The sequence below is a fragment of the Bacteroides sp. 90-K9/2 genome (assembly GCF_047310725.1).
In the GTDB taxonomy this organism is placed as follows: Bacteria; Bacteroidota; Bacteroidia; order Bacteroidales; family Bacteroidaceae; genus Bacteroides; species Bacteroides vicugnae.
Genome location: NZ_JBCGVL010000003.1, coordinates 378,092 through 394,251 on the forward strand (window position 1 = coordinate 378,092; position 16,160 = coordinate 394,251).

The 16,160-nt window shown below is 44.3% G+C and carries 14 protein-coding genes and 1 tRNA gene; 9 read left to right on the top strand and 6 right to left on the bottom strand.

Going from position 1 to position 16,160, the window contains the following annotated elements:
• The first annotated feature begins 108 nt into the window (after window positions 1-108).
• The 5 genes from folD to AAHJ11_RS10970 all read left to right on the top strand — a co-directional run bounded on the left by folD (window position 109) and on the right by AAHJ11_RS10970 (window position 3,128).
• Entirely contained in the window at window positions 109-990 is an 882-nt protein-coding gene (folD, locus tag AAHJ11_RS10950; RefSeq protein WP_148364743.1) for a bifunctional methylenetetrahydrofolate dehydrogenase/methenyltetrahydrofolate cyclohydrolase FolD, read from the top strand.
• The gene (locus tag AAHJ11_RS10955; protein WP_320979107.1) at window positions 987-2,135 is read left to right on the top strand and encodes a CapA family protein; all 1,149 of its coding nucleotides are present in this window, start codon (window positions 987-989) and stop codon (window positions 2,133-2,135) included. The genes folD and AAHJ11_RS10955 overlap by 4 nt, the downstream gene beginning before the upstream one ends.
• A 65-nt stretch (window positions 2,136-2,200) precedes the next feature.
• Window positions 2,201-2,277, top strand: a tRNA-His gene (locus AAHJ11_RS10960).
• A 238-nt stretch (window positions 2,278-2,515) separates the two neighbouring features.
• The gene (locus tag AAHJ11_RS10965; protein WP_298046905.1) at window positions 2,516-2,749 is read left to right on the top strand and encodes a PspC domain-containing protein; all 234 of its coding nucleotides are present in this window, start codon (window positions 2,516-2,518) and stop codon (window positions 2,747-2,749) included.
• 1 nt (window position 2,750) lies between these two features.
• On the top strand, window positions 2,751-3,128 hold the full coding sequence (locus AAHJ11_RS10970; RefSeq protein ID WP_195649507.1) for a VOC family protein: 378 nt from the start codon (window positions 2,751-2,753) through the stop codon (window positions 3,126-3,128).
• Here AAHJ11_RS10970 and AAHJ11_RS10975 read toward each other — a convergent pair.
• A complete protein-coding gene (locus tag AAHJ11_RS10975; RefSeq protein ID WP_148364740.1) occupies window positions 3,120-4,985 on the bottom strand; it encodes a DNA polymerase III subunit gamma/tau in 1,866 nt (621 codons plus the stop codon). The genes AAHJ11_RS10970 and AAHJ11_RS10975 overlap by 9 nt on opposite strands.
• A gap of 157 nt (window positions 4,986-5,142) precedes the next feature.
• Here AAHJ11_RS10975 and AAHJ11_RS10980 point away from each other — a divergent pair, with 157 nt between their 5' ends.
• Both AAHJ11_RS10980 and AAHJ11_RS10985 read left to right on the top strand, forming a co-directional pair.
• Window positions 5,143-5,439 (top strand): FtsB family cell division protein, encoded by a 297-nt coding sequence (locus AAHJ11_RS10980; protein ID WP_148364739.1) that lies wholly within the window; start codon window positions 5,143-5,145, stop codon window positions 5,437-5,439.
• A gap of 3 nt (window positions 5,440-5,442) precedes the next feature.
• Window positions 5,443-5,784: a hypothetical protein gene (locus AAHJ11_RS10985; protein WP_148364738.1), complete on the top strand. Its 342-nt coding sequence runs from the start codon at window positions 5,443-5,445 to the stop codon at window positions 5,782-5,784.
• 102 nt (window positions 5,785-5,886) lie between these two features.
• Here the strand turns inward: AAHJ11_RS10985 and AAHJ11_RS10990 are convergent, their stop codons facing one another.
• Both AAHJ11_RS10990 and AAHJ11_RS10995 read right to left on the bottom strand, forming a co-directional pair.
• A complete protein-coding gene (locus tag AAHJ11_RS10990; protein ID WP_004300804.1) occupies window positions 5,887-6,489 on the bottom strand; it encodes an OmpH family outer membrane protein in 603 nt (200 codons plus the stop codon).
• Between the two features lie 27 nt (window positions 6,490-6,516).
• On the bottom strand, window positions 6,517-6,750 hold the full coding sequence (locus AAHJ11_RS10995) for a hypothetical protein (protein WP_004300805.1): 234 nt from the start codon (window positions 6,748-6,750) through the stop codon (window positions 6,517-6,519).
• 133 nt (window positions 6,751-6,883) lie between these two features.
• On the opposite strand from AAHJ11_RS10995, the gene AAHJ11_RS11000 reads away from it, so the two are divergent.
• Both AAHJ11_RS11000 and AAHJ11_RS11005 read left to right on the top strand, forming a co-directional pair.
• Window positions 6,884-8,344, top strand: a complete 1,461-nt coding sequence (locus AAHJ11_RS11000; protein WP_298046403.1) for an aminoacyl-histidine dipeptidase — start codon at window positions 6,884-6,886, stop codon at window positions 8,342-8,344.
• On the top strand, window positions 8,325-9,524 hold the full coding sequence (locus AAHJ11_RS11005; protein ID WP_298046401.1) for an endonuclease/exonuclease/phosphatase family protein: 1,200 nt from the start codon (window positions 8,325-8,327) through the stop codon (window positions 9,522-9,524). The genes AAHJ11_RS11000 and AAHJ11_RS11005 overlap by 20 nt, the downstream gene beginning before the upstream one ends.
• A gap of 165 nt (window positions 9,525-9,689) precedes the next feature.
• Here AAHJ11_RS11005 and AAHJ11_RS11010 read toward each other — a convergent pair whose 3' ends face one another.
• From AAHJ11_RS11010 to AAHJ11_RS11020, 3 genes are all read right to left on the bottom strand, one after another.
• Window positions 9,690-10,865 carry a mechanosensitive ion channel family protein gene (locus AAHJ11_RS11010; RefSeq protein WP_148364735.1) on the bottom strand — a complete coding sequence of 392 codons (1,176 nt, stop codon included), beginning with the start codon at window positions 10,863-10,865 and terminating at the stop codon, window positions 9,690-9,692.
• Between the two features lie 140 nt (window positions 10,866-11,005).
• A complete protein-coding gene (locus tag AAHJ11_RS11015; protein ID WP_320979108.1) occupies window positions 11,006-12,823 on the bottom strand; it encodes an alpha-L-fucosidase in 1,818 nt (605 codons plus the stop codon).
• Between the two features lie 144 nt (window positions 12,824-12,967).
• A complete protein-coding gene (locus tag AAHJ11_RS11020) occupies window positions 12,968-16,042 on the bottom strand; it encodes a glycoside hydrolase family 2 TIM barrel-domain containing protein (protein WP_320974947.1) in 3,075 nt (1,024 codons plus the stop codon).
• Window positions 16,043-16,160: the final 118 nt, after the last annotated feature.

Sequence of the window (16,160 nt, forward strand, 5' to 3'; positions counted from 1 at the left end):
GCTCCCTCTTTTTTTATACCACTCATCTCTTGACAAAAATTCCAATCCCTTTGGAGAGTTCAGTTATTTATTTTACTTTTGTCCATCACCAATAAATACTCTGAAAATATGACTCTGATAGACGGAAAAGCAATTTCCGAACAAGTAAAACAAGAGATTGCAGCCGAAGTAGCCGAAATGGTGGCTCATGGCGAAAAACGCCCGCACCTGGCCGCTATTCTTGTAGGACACGATGGTGGTAGCGAGACTTATGTAGCTGCCAAAGTAAAAGCCTGTGAAGTATGTGGATTCAAGTCTTCCCTCATCCGTTATGAAAGTGACGTGACCGAAGAAGAACTGCTTGCCAAAGTACGTGAACTGAACGAAGACAACGACGTGGACGGCTTTATCGTACAACTTCCCCTACCCAAACATATCTCCGAACAGAAAGTAATCGAAACAATTGATTACCGTAAAGACGTAGACGGTTTCCACCCGATCAACGTAGGCCGTATGTCCATCGGACTTCCATGTTACGTATCTGCTACTCCCAACGGCATCCTCGAATTGTTGAAACGTTATAACATAGAAACTTCCGGAAAAAAATGCGTCGTACTCGGACGCAGCAATATTGTCGGCAAACCGATGGCTGCCCTGATGATGCAGAAAGCCTATCCGGGCGATGCCACAGTAACCGTATGCCACAGCCGTAGCAAAGACCTGGTAAAAGAATGTCAGGAAGCTGATATTATTATCGCTGCTTTGGGACAACCGAACTTTGTAAAAGCCGAAATGGTGAAAGAAGGCGCGGTAGTTATTGACGTAGGTACTACCCGTGTGCCGGATGCAACCAAGAAATCCGGCTTTAAACTGACAGGTGACGTAAAGTTTGACGAAGTTGCACCGAAATGCTCATTCATCACTCCCGTACCGGGTGGTGTCGGACCAATGACGATTGTATCGTTAATGAAAAATACACTCTTAGCTGGTAAGAAAGCTATTTATCAATGAGACATACCCTGTTTCTGATGATTTTGCTTCTCTCTTTGTCCTGCACCTCCCGGTCGCAGGCAAAGAGAGATTCTATCATTGACACCCTATCGGACGGACTTTCCGACAGCATCTTCCCCACCGACACCCTACGCCTCCTTTTTGTAGGTGACCTCATGCAACATCAGGGACAAATCAACGCTGCACGAACATCGACCGGTTATGATTACTCCACATGCTTTGCGTATGTCAAAGAAGAGATAAAGAAAGCCGACCTCTCTATCGCCAACCTGGAAGTGACATTAGGAGGCAAACCTTACAAAGGTTATCCTGCTTTCAGCGCGCCGGACGAATTTCTGACCGCAATTCACGATGCAGGTTTCAATGTTTTAGTGACTGCCAACAACCACAGTCTCGATCGTGGTAAATCCGGACTGGAGAGAACCATTCAATTAATAGACTCTTTAAAGGTTCCACACGCAGGCACGTATATCAACGCTGATGAACGCGAAAAGAAATATCCTCTTTTATTAGAAAAGAACGGATTCCGCATCGCTCTGCTCAACTACACGTATGGAACAAACGGCATCCCCGTTACCTCTCCTAATATCGTGAACTATATCGATACAGCCATCATCGCCAAAGATATTGAAGAGAGTAAAGCAATGAAGCCGGATGCCATCATAGCTTGTATGCATTGGGGAATCGAATACCAGTCACTCCCGGACAAAGAGCAAAAATTCCTCGCCAATTGGCTGATTGAAAAAGGAGTAAACCATATCATCGGCTCCCATCCTCACGTAGTTCAGCCCATCGAAGTTCGCACAGACAGCCTGACGAATGACAAACATCTCATAGCCTATTCGCTGGGAAATTATATTTCCAATATGTCCGCCCGCCGCACTGACGGAGGACTGATGGTAAGAATGGAATTAGTAAAAGACAGCACTGTCCGCCTCAATAATTGTGATTATAGTTTGGTATGGACAGCCCGTCCCATTCAATCAGGGAAAAAAAATCATCAATTGCTCCCAGTCAATTTGCCGATTGATTCAATTCCTTTACAAGCACGTAACTCTCTGAAAATCTTTGTAAATGATGCGCGAACCCTTTTCAGCAAGCACAATCGGGGAATAAAAGAATATACTTTTTTCGAAAAAAAATAGCAGAATCTTTTGGAGATTAGAAGATAATATCTATCTTTGCACCGCGTTAGAGAAACGCAAACATGGTGGATGTAGTTCAGTTGGTTAGAGCGTCAGATTGTGGTTCTGAATGTCGCCGGTTCGAGTCCGGTCTTCCACCCCAACAAAAACCCTTGTAAGTCAATCGCTTATGAGGGTTTTCTGCTTTCAGGAAATAGGCATCTTAGAGAGTAAATCATGCTAAATCCTACCTAATATTCCTTATTGTTGGTCTATTGTTGACCCCCAATTAAGTAAGTTAAAATGCTAACAAATAATACATAAATCTTTCCGTTTAACCCATAAACCAAATATATTCTCTATATTTGTGTAGCATTTGCACTAAAAGAACATAGTATATCATGGAAAATGAAAAGAAATTAACCCGCTCTTCCAATCGAATGATTGCAGGTGTATGTGCCGGAATAGCTGAATATTTCGGATGGGATGCTACTTTATTGAGAATAGTATATATATTGGCTACATTCTTCACTGCTTTCGCCGGAGTGATTATATATATCATCCTGTGGATTGTCATGCCGGGAAGAAAACCTTCAGACAGATATGAAAACCGCATGAATCAACGCCTACATTGATATGAAAATCAAGAATATCGACCATATCGTCATACCGGTGTCCGATATAGATAAAAGCCTACATTTCTACACAGAAGTCCTGGGAATGGAAGCCGATACAAGCAACCAACGCTTTGCCGTCAAGTTCGGCAATCAGAAAATCAATCTTCACGTAGGAGAAGCACAGTTCCTTCCTGCCGCCAAGCATCCTGCTTTCGGAAGTGCGGACATCTGTTTACTGACAGAAGGAAACATAGAGGAAATAAAAGCCGAAGTAGAATCCAAAGGAATAGAAATAGAAGTCGGTATAGTCCAGCGTCAAGGTGCTCAGGATGCCATCCGGAGTATTTATTTCAGAGATCCGGATGGTAATCTGATAGAAGTAAGTACATTAATATAATTCCAGCCCGAACTCATCTTTCAGTTGCATCAATGCCTGATTCTTTTGAGCCATCATCTGGAATTTCTCGACACGTCCCACAGGACGCACTGTTTCTGTTGCCTCACTTACCCGCACTGTCATCATCACTTTACTGTTCTTCAGTCTGCCGCGAAGATAATCCTGCAATTCGGGAATCAAAGCTGTAAAATCCTTTGCAGCAAACTCATTATCAACCACCACTTCAAAAGTCGTTGAGTTGTTAAGCAACGCCGGACGGAGCATTTGCATACGTTTTGCGAGAGCATCCTGTTCTTTCGGCAACTGGCCGGCATACTCCTGCCAATAATAATTCAAATCCCGGTCATTGAACATAAAATCCTCTTCCGGTTGTTGCACCTTAGGAACATAAGTTGTAGTCGCATTCTGCGATACTTGGTCACGCTGCGGATTCTTGATAGATACCCCCAAGCTGGACATCTTCATCACGGGAATTTTCCGTTCTTCCTTGGCAGTCTGAGCAACTCCCGCTCCTTGCGACGGAGCAGACGAAGCCGCCCTAGGAGAAGCCGGTGCTCCCGGTTGCACAGCCGCAGAAGCCTGCGGATACTGGGCAGTAGTGCCATTAGCAGCCTGTGTTGTAACTGAAGACGGAGACGAATGAACTGGAGCCTGCTGAACCTGAGTGGCAGAAGCTACCTGCGGCTGCTGTGCTGCGGCAGGCTGAGTGAATACGGGTTTTATGGTCTTCTTAGGGCCACGCCCACCACTCACGTCATCCCCCTCGGTGGTAAGCTGTGCAACCTGTATCAAGGTCAGTTCTACCAGCAAACGCTTATTTTTGCTGATGCGGTAATTCAAATCGCACTCATTACACAGCTTCATAGCCCGGTACAAAAAAGGTAGCGGACATTTCTGCGCCTGTTCCTGATAGCGTTGGCGTATGCTCGCTCCCACTTCCAGCAAAGGCAATGTCACCGGGTCTTTCCCGACCAACAGGTCACGGAAATGAGACGATAATCCGGTAATAAAGTGACTTCCGTCAAAACCTTTATTCAATATATCATTGAAAAGCAACAATGCGTCACTCACCTTGTTTTCGAGGAAGCAATCCGTCAGACGGAAATAATATTCATAATCAAGTACATTCAGATTATCAATCACACTCTTATAGGTGATATTTCCTCCGGTGAAACTAACCACCTGATCGAAGATAGACAAAGCATCACGCATACCACCGTCCGCCTTCATGGCTATCACATTCAGCGCTTCCGGCTCTGCCGTGATTCCTTCTTTCGAAGCAACGTACGACAGATGGCTCACCGTATCTTCCACACTTATCCGGTTAAAGTCATAAATCTGACAACGGGAAAGAATAGTAGGAAGAATCTTATGCTTCTCCGTCGTAGCCAGAATAAAGATTGCATGGCGGGGAGGCTCTTCCAGCGTTTTCAGGAACGCATTGAAAGCAGATGCCGAGAGCATATGCACCTCGTCGATGATATATACCTTATACTTACCAATCTGTGGCGGGATGCGTACTTGCTCCACCAATTGGCGAATGTCATCCACCGAGTTATTGGAAGCAGCATCGAGTTCGTGAATATTATATGACCGCTGTTCGTTGAAAGCTACACATGACTCACACTGATTGCAAGCCTCTCCGTCAGCGGTGGGCGTCATACAATTAATGGTTTTGGCAAAGATACGCGCGCAAGTCGTCTTTCCTACCCCGCGCGGTCCGCAAAACAAATAAGCATGAGCCAGTTTTTGGGTAGCAATTGCATTTTTCAGCGTAGTAGTCAACGCCCGCTGTCCCACCACCGATTCGAACGTGGACGGACGGTATTTACGGGCTGAAACGATATAGTTTTCCATATCCGGGATTCTCTCTGTTTTTTGAATTTTCGCTTATTCTGCAAATGTACACAAAAAAAGTGATAAGTAATAAGGGATAAAGAGAGAAGTTTTGAAGCCGAAGCGATAAGTTTTTAAGTTATTAGTTTTATCTTTGCAGATATTAAAAGGAGAAATTATGGGTAAACTAATCAGTATCTGGAGTTTCATATGCAGACGCAAGTACCTCATTACGGTCGTTGCATTTGCTGTTATCATTGGCTTTCTGGACGAGAACAGCCTGATTCGTCGTTTCGGATATGAACGGGAAATCAGCCAGTTGAAAGAAGAGATAGAAAAGTACCGGACAGATTACGAAGAGAATACCAAACGTCTCAACGAAATAAGTACCAATCCGGACGCCATCGAACAGATCGCCCGTGAAAAGTATCTGATGAAGAAACCCAACGAAGATATTTACGTTTTTGAAGATTAAAGAATGAAACAATTAGTACCTGCCCTTTTTGTCGTGGGCGCCATAATGGCTCTCGCCGGAGCAGCCGTATTTATCACCGGATGGATATACGCTCCTTACATATATACTGTTGGAGCCGGATGTATCGCATTGGCACAAGTGAACACACCCGTCAAAGGAAAGAGCAAAACATTGAAACGCCTGCGCGTTCAGCAGATATTCGGTGCACTGGCACTTATCCTGACCGGAGCCTTTATGTTTACCACACGAGGCAATGAATGGATTGCCTGCCTCACAGTTGCTGCCATCCTCGAACTTTACACCGCTTTCCGTATTCCACAGGAAGAAGAAAAAGAAAGATCATAAAAAAAGCCCGTTCATGGCTTCGCAGTCTTGAACAGGCATAACTTTTTTTTAATTCGATAATGTTCCGTCCTTTTTATAAGGAACGGAACAGTTTAATATCATTTATTTCTTCACAGGTGAATATCTTGCATTCAACCCATCAACAATTTCTTTTGTAATATTGAAAGTGCTGTCAGCATAAAGCAGGTTATCGAAACCAGTGTTGCTGAAGATCAGGCTATATCCGTGAGTCTTATTATATTCTTTCAGGAAAGCGTTGATAGAATCGCGGAACTGCAAGCTATTCTTGTTGTTCTCTTCCATCAGACCATTCTGAAGTTTGTTGCTCAACTCTTGCAAATCTTGTTCCAACTTCACCAGACGGTTGTACTCTTGCTGCGCTCTATCTTGTGACAGGAAAGCATTATTTTCAACTTTCTTCTGAAAATCTTGTTTTTCCTTGTTCAAAGAGGTAGCCTTCTGATTCAATGTCATACGAACGTTTTCGCTCTTCTTTACCATCGCCTCATTCAAGTCAATACAGAAATTGTATTTGGCAAGCAGCGTATCTATTTCAACATAGGCAATTTTCATTCCTGACAGTTCGGCATTAGCCTGCGCCGGAGCATTTGTAGTTTGATTGTCAGTTTTGCCAGCACATTGTGAAAATAAAACGATAAACGCAAGAGCAGCCAAACCGTTCATGAGGTAGTTCATTCTATTCATAATTAATAAGTATTGTTTTTAATAAATTTAATTCATACTATCGTTCAAGGCTTTTTCCAACTCGTTAATAGAAAAACGCGGTTTCTTTTGTGCTTCGCGATCTTGCGATTGTGCGCATCCGATTCCTTTCTGACGCAACGCTTTATTCCCGCTCACATGACCATTCGGGAACTTCCCACCCTTCGTAAAGAATACTTTCACCCCTAATAATACCAGGGAAATAGCAACTATTAACAAAGTTATCAGTATAGTCTCAACCATTTCTATTAATTTTGTGAGTGCAAAGATAGGCTTTAATGAGATATGAGTTCAGATAAGTCAATCAAATTAACCATATTTAGCAATAGAAGAAGCGAAAACAGCCCTTCTATTCCTATTATAAAATAGAAACAGCATGGAAAAAAAAGACTTAAAGCCGGCTGGCGTATTCAAGTATTTCGAGGAAATCTGCCAAGTGCCGCGCCCTTCGAAGAAGGAAGAGAAAATAATTGCCTACCTGAAGGCATTCGGAGCAAAACATAATCTGGAAACCAAGGTGGACGAAGCCGGCAACGTATTGATTAAAAAGCCCGCTACTCCGGGAAAAGAAAATCTGCAAACCGTCGTTCTGCAATCGCATATCGACATGGTATGCGAAAAGAATAACGACGTTCAACATGACTTCCTCACCGATCCCATCGAAACGGAAATTGACGGTGAATGGTTGAAAGCCAAAGGTACTACCCTCGGAGCCGACAACGGTATCGGTGTAGCTACCGAGCTGGCTATCCTAGCTGACGACAGCATTGAGCACGGTCCGCTGGAATGCCTGTTTACCGTAGACGAAGAAACCGGACTTACCGGAGCTTTTGCCCTGCAAGAAGGTTTTATGAGCGGTGACATCCTTCTGAACCTCGATTCGGAAGATGAAGGGGAAATCTTTATCGGATGTGCCGGAGGTATTGACTCCGTTGCAGAATTTACTTATAAGGAAGTGGAAGTTCCCGCCGGATATTTCTTCTTCAAGGTGGAAGTGAAAGGGCTGAAAGGCGGTCACTCCGGTGGCGACATTCACCTGGGACGTGGCAATGCCAACAAAATTCTGAACCGTTTCCTTTCCCGCATGGCTACCAGACACGATCTGTACCTATGTGAAATCAACGGAGGTAACCTGCGCAACGCTATTCCCCGCGAGGCTTATGCCATCTGTGCTGTTCCCGAAGATGCCAAACACGATGTCCGCACCGAACTGAATATCTTCACCAGCGAAATGGAAGACGAATTATCCGTTGTAGAACCCGACTTAAAACTGGTTCTCGAATCGGAAAATCCACGCAAAATGGCTATCGACCAAGATACTACCGCCCGTTTATTAAAAGCTCTGTATGCAGCTCCTCACGGTGTATATGCCATGAGCCAGGATATTCCCGGACTGGTGGAAACTTCTACCAATCTGGCATCTGTCAAGATGAAGCCCAACCATATCATCCGCATTGAAACCAGTCAGAGAAGTTCTATACTGTCCGCACGCAACGATATGGCGAACACGGTTCGTGCCGTATTCCAACTGGCAGGAGCCAATGTTACTTTCGGAGAAGGTTATCCGGGATGGAAACCGAATCCACATTCGGCCATCCTCGAAGTAGCTGTTGAATCATACAAACGTTTATTCGGCGTAGATGCGAAAGTAAAAGCAATCCACGCAGGATTGGAGTGCGGCCTGTTCCTTGATAAGTATCCAACGTTGGATATGGTTTCTTTCGGACCGACACTTACAGGCGTTCACTCTCCCGACGAACGGATGCTTATTCCTACCGTAGAGAAGTTCTGGAAACATCTATTGGATATCTTGGCACATGTACCTGCCAAGAAATAACAGACAGACCAAATATCACAAAGAAGAGTATGGTAACAAGCGAAAAAAAAATGCTGTTGCCATGCTCTTTTTCACAATGTTTTTAATTGTCGTAAGTTTCTTCGCTCCTTGTTATGTCATCGCACAAGACTATCATAGCAAACAAGCTCCCTGTCAGGAAGAAAGAATCCCTTTCCGTGTTGTCAGCTGGAACATAGAAAACCTGTTTGATACGCATCATGATAGTTTAAAGAACGACCGTGATTTTCTTCCCGATGCGCTGCGTCATTGGAATTATAGCAGATATAAGAAAAAGCTGGCTGATGTGGCGCGCGTAATCACAGCTATTGGAGAATGGAATCCTCCTGCGCTAGTCGGATTATGCGAAGTAGAAAATGATACGGTGCTGCGTGATCTGACCCACCGTTCTCCTTTAAAAGAGCTTAACTACCGTTATGTAATGACTGATTCCCCTGATTTGAGAGGGATTGACGTAGCCCTGCTTTATCAACGGGATTTATTCAAGTTGTTATCTTCCCGTTCTATCCCCATTCCTCCATTGGGACAATACCGCCCGACAAGAGATTTACTGCACGTCAGCGGACTTCTGTTGACAGGAGATACATTAGATGTATTTGTCTGCCATCTCCCAAGCCGTTCGGGTGGAGCTAAAGAATCGGAACCCTATCGTTTATACGCAGCTCAAATTCTGCGCACGGAAGTCGATCACATTCTGAATATTCGTTCTCATCCACAAGTTATTATTATGGGGGATTTCAATGATTATCCCACGAATCAATCTATCCAGAAAGTACTGGAAGCCGAAGCACCTCCCATTACTACCCAAGAGCCAGCCTCAACACTCAACTCCACCAACCCTTCAACAATTGTTCCTTCCTCATTAAAACTATATCATCCGCTTGCCCGGAAAGCAAAGTCAAAAAGCTTCGGTTCTTACAAATATCGCGGTGAATGGGGGTTGCTTGACCACCTGATTGTATCGGGCACTCTATTAAATCAATCGAGCCATTTTTTCACCAGTGAAGAAAGAGCAAACGTCTGTCTTCTCCCCTTTTTACTGAAAGAAGACGAGAAATATGGGGATAAAGAACCTTTCCGCACCTACAAAGGAATGAAATATCAGGGAGGTATCAGCGATCATCTTCCTGTTTATGCAGACTTCGAACTGATTCCCTATTGATTAGAACTCACTAAACGACGTCACAGTATATTCTGACAAGAGATCATTCTCACCGTAGTGAGAAAATATTCTCATTGCAATGAGAAAAAGTTCTCACCATTATGAGAATAAATTCTCATAGTGGTGAGAATACTTGAGAATATATATTCCCCTGTTGATGGTTGACTAATCCGAGTACTGATAAACTTTTAAATCAAACTTCGGAACCATTGCCAGCAAATGATCGAAGATATCGGACTGAATACGCTCGTATTCTTTCCAAACCTTATTGCGGGAGAAGAAGTAAACCTGAATAGGTACTCCGTACATGGTAGCTTCTTTCTGGCTGATAATCAGATCCAAATCCTGATTGACCACAGGCAGACTGCACAAATAGCGCTCAATATACACCCTGTACACTTGAGAATTGGTAGGAACCACTCCTTCTTCCGGTTGATAATCCGCCATTAATGGAATTTCTTTCCGGTAACGGTCCAGCATTTCCGGCGTACAGAATTGAAGTGTAGTTAAATCCAAAGTGATATTCTTCATCACCCGTCGTCCTCCCGACTGCACCATTCCCCGCCAATTCTGGAAAGGGCTGCTCACTAACGTATAAGGGGGAATAGTGGAAATGGTATTATCAAAATTCTGAATCTTGACCGTATTCAATGTTATCTCCTGTACCGTACCATTTGCGTCGCCGGAAGGCAATGTTATCCAGTCGCCCGGACGGACCATGTCATTGGCAGAAAGCTGGATACCTGCCACAAAGCCTAATATGGAATCCTTGAACACCAACATCAAAATAGCTGCCGAAGCACCCAACCCGGCAAACAAAGTGGCAGGAGACTTATTCACGATAATGGCAACGATCACAATTCCACCTACAAAGAAAAGAAGCACCTGCAAGACCTGAATAAACCCTTTCATCGGGCGATCCTTCATCGTTTCTTTTCCATCATAGATATCCATTATCATCAACAGAATCCCATTGATAGCCAATAGTAAAGAGAAAATAATATAAATGACACATACCTTTTGAGAAATCAACAACAACTCTTTTCCCCGGATAAAAGCCATCGGCAACAAAGCATAAACCAAAAAAGCCGGGATGGTATGAATCAAATGATGAAACACCTTGCGCTTCATCAGCAATGTATTCCACTGATGGGGCTTCCGCCTCGTATACTGTTTCATTCCTCCGATTAGAATCGCCTGGCAGAGGTAATTCAGAACGATGGCAACCACTATCATCAATAAAGCCATAATAGTCTCATCAAAACGATCGGCAACAGCCGGATCTATTCCCCAATTTATGAGGGTTTTATTCATCCATTTTCCTAAATCTACTACTAACATAACTTCTGTCTTTTTTTAATTAATAACAGTAAAATATTCATTTGGTTTAGAAAAAAAAGAGACCGGCACCTGATTCATTAAAAATCAAGAGGCCGGTCTACACTGCTATTCTCTAAACATATCTTCCGATGAGGGCTCTATCAGGGAGCCACCATCACTCCTATTTCATCCATATTTACTTTAGCAACGGCAGCATCAGGTGTAGTGGCCTCCAGTTTAATGAAACGTGTCCTCACTTTCTGATTGAAAGCAACCGTCTGTGGCAACGGATTATGCATGATATTGCTGAACTCCCCACTAGTAGGCACCTCTTTCCAATTCTTACCATCCACACTTACAAAGAATTTATAACGGAATGCCATCGTTGGCTTAGCCTCGGCTTTCGCGGGAGCATACGTAAAACTGTTCAATGTTACTGTCTTCCCCAAATCAACCGTTAATGGAGAGACGGCCACTTGTTTCCATCCGGAACGCGGCAAATTATTCCAGTCTTCTTTCTTTGTTTCTTCCTGCAAAAGTTCCGCATAATAGGCAGCAACCTGACTAATAGATGCAGTCAACCGGCATTCGTCTATTTTCACGCGAAGCTTACTGGCTTTAACTGCCGGAAAACGCAACATACGCTTATATCCTATCGTCGTACCTTTTCCAACTTCCTTCCAACCATTATCAGTCAGGGCTTCCACCGTAAAGGCTTCTACCCGCTGCCCTTTCGTTATATCCTCCTGAAGCATCACCACATTTATCTCTGCATTCGGCTTCAATGAATAAACCTTTTCACTGCCGAAAGTTGCATTCCAATATTTTCGGCCATTCACAACCTTGTTAGAAGCGAATACCCGCTCACGATAAGCTGCAAATTCATTCAATCGCTGCACATCGGCTTCATTAATCAATCCCCTACGATCCGGAGGAATATTCAGCAACAAAACGGAATTATAACCTACTGATTGAAAATAAATATCCGCCAAATGTTTCAAAGACTTCACTTTGCTGTCTTCTTCCACATGATAGAACCATCCCGGACGAATGGATACGTCCACCTCCGAAGGATACCAGAATAATTCCGTAGCTTTCTCCAATATCTTACGACTTCCCAAATCTTCCGCTTTACCAAAAACTCCCAGACGATTATTATTCTCTGGTGAACGGGTATATATGCCGGGAGTTAGCACAGTTGCACTCCATTCAGTTGCACGTCCTAATCCTTTTTCGTTTCCTACCCAGCGGACATCATCCCCCATAATTGCCATCACAGCTCTGGGTTGAAGGCGTTGGATGGTCTGATAGAAAGCATCCCAATCATACACCTGTTTCTTTCCGTTCGGACCTTCTCCATTCGCTCCGTCGAACCAGACTTCATGCACTTCACCATAATTAGTGAGCAATTCAGTCAGTTGCCGGATAAAAAATTCATTGTAACGGGGAGAGTCTCCATAACATTCCGCATTCCGGTCCCAGGGAGAAAGATATACTCCAAACTTCATATCATATTTATCACAGGCAGCACGAAGTTCTTTCACTACATCGCCTTGTCCGTTTTTCCAGGGAGAAGAGGCTACGGAATGTTTGGTAGTAGCCGTAGGCCACAGGCAGAAACCGTCGTGATGTTTTGCAGTCAGAAGCACCATTTTAAAGCCGGCTTCCTTGAGGGTACGTACCCATTGTTCAGCATCCAGTTCCGAAGGGTTAAAAAGTGCGGGGTCCTCTTTTCCGTCGCCCCATTCACGTCCGGTAAAGGTGTTGATTCCGAAATGAAGGAAAGCAGTCAGTTCCATTTGCTGCCAGGCATATTGCTGCGGAGTGGGTACCAGCCGTGCTGCCATATCGACTTTCTGTTCGAGAGTTGCACCCTGAGGAAACTCAACATGCTTCACATAATAGTTTTCTTTTTTCTGCGCCTGCACTCCACCCATGAGAGTAACAGACAATAAAAGAGAGGTTAGTAGTTTATTCATGGTCTATTCATTATTGTAATCGTACAAAGATAAAATAAAGGTGCAGATTTCAACGATTATCACGGAATACTTTCTTACGATATTCCATCCAATCAGTGCAACCCCCACCTTTATATATTATCTAAAAACCTATTGATTCAGTATCTATTTCACCGGATAAAGGGTAAATTCAAAACTCTGTTTCTTTAATGGAACCAGGTATTGCGGTAATACTCCGGGACCACAAGTGGCCGTTCCCACGCCTGCCTGTTCGGCATCCAGATGTACAGTCAGCAATCCGTCACGTTCCAGTTCATTAATATGGCGGGCCTTCTCTAATAATACATCCGAGAAAGGAATGATACTAAACTGGAAAGCACGATCCGACTCAACAAAGATGCCTTCGCCGGAAGTATCTGCCAATTTTGCCCAACGTACATCGGTGCGGTTACCCGTAGACTGCGGAGCAACATAATAATGGAACATCCGTTCCGGTGTGGTCTGATATACACCGATTTTGCCGGATTGATTGCGGTCAACGTATGTTTCATTGTCCCCACGTCCCAGATAAGAAACCTGATCGTAAGAGTTCGCTACCCGGAATATCAGTCCCAAGCGGGCTATGGATTTCACGATGGTCGTATCAGGTTGGAAAGTAGTGTGTACCTTCAGTGCACCGTTTTTATCCAACGAATACACAAAGTCGGCTGTTCCTACCTTTTGATTTTTCGCATTTAGAATTTCTACACGGGCAGTAGTCGAAGTCTTACTTTCCTTCAGTGAAATTACTTTCTGGGTCAGACCATCCAGTCCTGCATCGCGCCACAGGCGTGCGCCGTTCTTATCCCGGTTGTCATTATCCGTTGCCGGGCGGAAAAGGCTCAATGTCAGCGGAGCAGCCAATAAATCTTTGCCGTTCAGATTCAATGAAGTAAGCGCTCCTGTTTTCTTATCAACGGTGAAAGTCGTTTCGCCTGCTTTTTGCGGACGGTAGCCTGTGTAATTCTTATTACCGGCAAGTACAAACTGGTCGTATGCCACTTCCCAGTCCTTATCTATCATTGAAGAAGCTTCACGACGGGTCCAGCTGATATTCAGATAAGCCTCACGGACTGTATTCGGAAATTTTACAGCACCCAAAGTAACATCGACGGTGGCGTGCGGCGCACAATCAACCATTTTCGTACCTTCCGCCAATATCTTGCCATTATCTGCTGTCACATTCCAGTTCAGTATATACTCGTTCAAGTTAGAGAAATCATACCAGTTCTTAACACGGATGGTCAGATTCTTCTGATTTGCGAGCGTTGCTTTTATGTTCTGATATACTTTCTTTACTTCGAGCAAATGCGGGTGCGGTTCACGATTAGCACCTACCAAGCCGTTACAGCAGAAGTTGCCGAAACTCGGAATTCCTTCCGGTCCGTAATCACCGCCATACGTCCAGTACCATTTACCGTTCTTGTCTATTTCGCGGAATGACTGATCCACCCAGTCCCAAACGCAGCCGCCTTGTGCCATCGGGTTGTTTTCAAATACATCCCAGTATTCTTTCAGTCCACCGCAACTATTACCCATTGCATGGAGGTATTCACAAAGAATGAAAGGACGATAGATGTCTTTCTCGTTTACATACGCTTTGATGTCGTCCACACTGCGGTACATACGGCAATAAATATCTGTGTTATAGTTCAATTCAGCACGTTCATACTGCACGGGACGAGTTTTCTCTACCGATTTCAGCCAGTCATAGGTACGTTCGAAGTTGATTCCGTTTCCGGCTTCATTTCCCAACGACCAGATAACGATAGCCGGGTGATTCTTGGAACGCTCATACATGCGGTGGGTACGATCCATGTGCGCAGTCAGCCAAGTACTATCCTTGGCAAGGGAAGCAGGACCATATCCCATTCCGTGAGATTCGATGTTTGCCTCGTCAATCATGTACAAGCCGTAACGGTCGCAAAGTTGATACCAGTAAGGATGCGTGGGATAATGTGAGTTACGCACGGTGTTGATATTGTGCTGCTTCATCAGTTTGATGTCCAGTTCCATCAGTTCCTTGCTCACAGTACGTCCCAGTTGGGAGTGTTCGTGACGGTTGGTTCCCTTCACCAGTACCGGAACGCCGTTGATACAGAAACGTCCGTCTTTAATCTCCGAGGTACGGAAACCTACTTCACAGCCGGTCAGTTCAGTGACCTTGCCTTGTTCATCTTTCAATTCGAGCATTAATGTATAAAGATAAGGATGCTCCGCGCTCCAAGCCTTTACACCGGGGAGCTTCTTTTCTTCAAATGCGATAAAATTGCTCAATCCACGGGATTTTATCCGGATAGCATCCTGCAAAACAGCTTTACCATCAGCATCTTTCAGTGTATAAGCAATGGAAGAAGTAGTAGCGGAAGGTCCCTCTACGGTCACTTCAAGTCCGAAAATACCATCTTTGTATTTCTCTTTGTCTAAAGAAGCATTCAGTTTATAGTCTGCAATATACTGTTTGGGGGTACTGTAAAGATACACGTCACGTTCGATGCCGCTCAAACGCCACATATCCTGACATTCCAGATAAGCGCCCGAACTCCAACGGTACACCTCCAAAGCGACCACATTTTCACCTTCATTCAGTACATCTGTAATATCCCATTCGGCAGCCGTCTTTGATCCCTGGTTATATCCCAGTAATTTTCCATTCACCCATACATAATAGAAAGAAATAACTCCTTCACAACAAAGTACAACCCTGCGTCCTTGCCAGTCGGCAGGCACTTTGAAGGTACGGCGGTAGGAGCCGACTTCATTCTCTGCATAAGGAACCAGCGGCGGATTTTTCTTGAAGTTGAACATTTTATCATCAAACTCGTACGTCTCGTTGACATAGATAGCTGTACCATACCCCTGTGGTTCCCAGTTACCGGGCACGTTGATGTCCGCCCATCCTCCTGTATAATAAGAAGGTTGGTAAAAGTCCTTCGGACGGTTATCGGGATTCTTCACCCAATGGAATTTCCACTTTCCGTTCAGGCTCATATAAAATGGAGACTGCTCGTATCCTCCCGGCTTTTCAATGTCGGAAGCGTTGGCATAAGGCCATACGTATGTGTGAGGAGCGAGTTTGTTCAGTCCCACCGCATATTGGCTTTGCCATTCGGGCAACGGTTGTTGTTGCGCTAACATGAAAGTTGTGGCAGCCAGTACTGCTGATAAGATTAAAAACGTTCGTTTCTTCAGGTTATTCATGGTTAAGTACTCATTATTAATTTAGTTCATACTATTTCTTAAAGCTATTATTTTAAGGCACGGATTACACAGATTTCACAGCTTCAGTACTATGATTACGCAAAGCAACAGTGTTAAT

Excerpts from the sequence above, each read along its gene's own strand:
- folD (WP_148364743.1), top strand. The coding sequence starts at position 109 with ATGACTCTGATAGACGGAAAAGCAATTTCCGAACAAGTAAAACAAGAG.
- AAHJ11_RS10955 (WP_320979107.1), top strand. The coding sequence starts at position 987 with ATGAGACATACCCTGTTTCTGATGATTTTGCTTCTCTCTTTGTCCTGC.
- AAHJ11_RS10965 (WP_298046905.1), top strand. The coding sequence starts at position 2,516 with ATGGAAAATGAAAAGAAATTAACCCGCTCTTCCAATCGAATGATTGCA.
- AAHJ11_RS10970 (WP_195649507.1), top strand. The coding sequence starts at position 2,751 with ATGAAAATCAAGAATATCGACCATATCGTCATACCGGTGTCCGATATA.
- AAHJ11_RS10975 (WP_148364740.1), bottom strand. The coding sequence starts at position 4,985 with ATGGAAAACTATATCGTTTCAGCCCGTAAATACCGTCCGTCCACGTTC.
- AAHJ11_RS10980 (WP_148364739.1), top strand. The coding sequence starts at position 5,143 with ATGGGTAAACTAATCAGTATCTGGAGTTTCATATGCAGACGCAAGTAC.
- AAHJ11_RS10985 (WP_148364738.1), top strand. The coding sequence starts at position 5,443 with ATGAAACAATTAGTACCTGCCCTTTTTGTCGTGGGCGCCATAATGGCT.
- AAHJ11_RS10990 (WP_004300804.1), bottom strand. The coding sequence starts at position 6,489 with ATGAATAGAATGAACTACCTCATGAACGGTTTGGCTGCTCTTGCGTTT.
- AAHJ11_RS10995 (WP_004300805.1), bottom strand. The coding sequence starts at position 6,750 with ATGGTTGAGACTATACTGATAACTTTGTTAATAGTTGCTATTTCCCTG.
- AAHJ11_RS11000 (WP_298046403.1), top strand. The coding sequence starts at position 6,884 with ATGGAAAAAAAAGACTTAAAGCCGGCTGGCGTATTCAAGTATTTCGAG.
- AAHJ11_RS11005 (WP_298046401.1), top strand. The coding sequence starts at position 8,325 with ATGTACCTGCCAAGAAATAACAGACAGACCAAATATCACAAAGAAGAG.
- AAHJ11_RS11010 (WP_148364735.1), bottom strand. The coding sequence starts at position 10,865 with ATGTTAGTAGTAGATTTAGGAAAATGGATGAATAAAACCCTCATAAAT.
- AAHJ11_RS11015 (WP_320979108.1), bottom strand. The coding sequence starts at position 12,823 with ATGAATAAACTACTAACCTCTCTTTTATTGTCTGTTACTCTCATGGGT.
- AAHJ11_RS11020 (WP_320974947.1), bottom strand. The coding sequence starts at position 16,042 with ATGAATAACCTGAAGAAACGAACGTTTTTAATCTTATCAGCAGTACTG.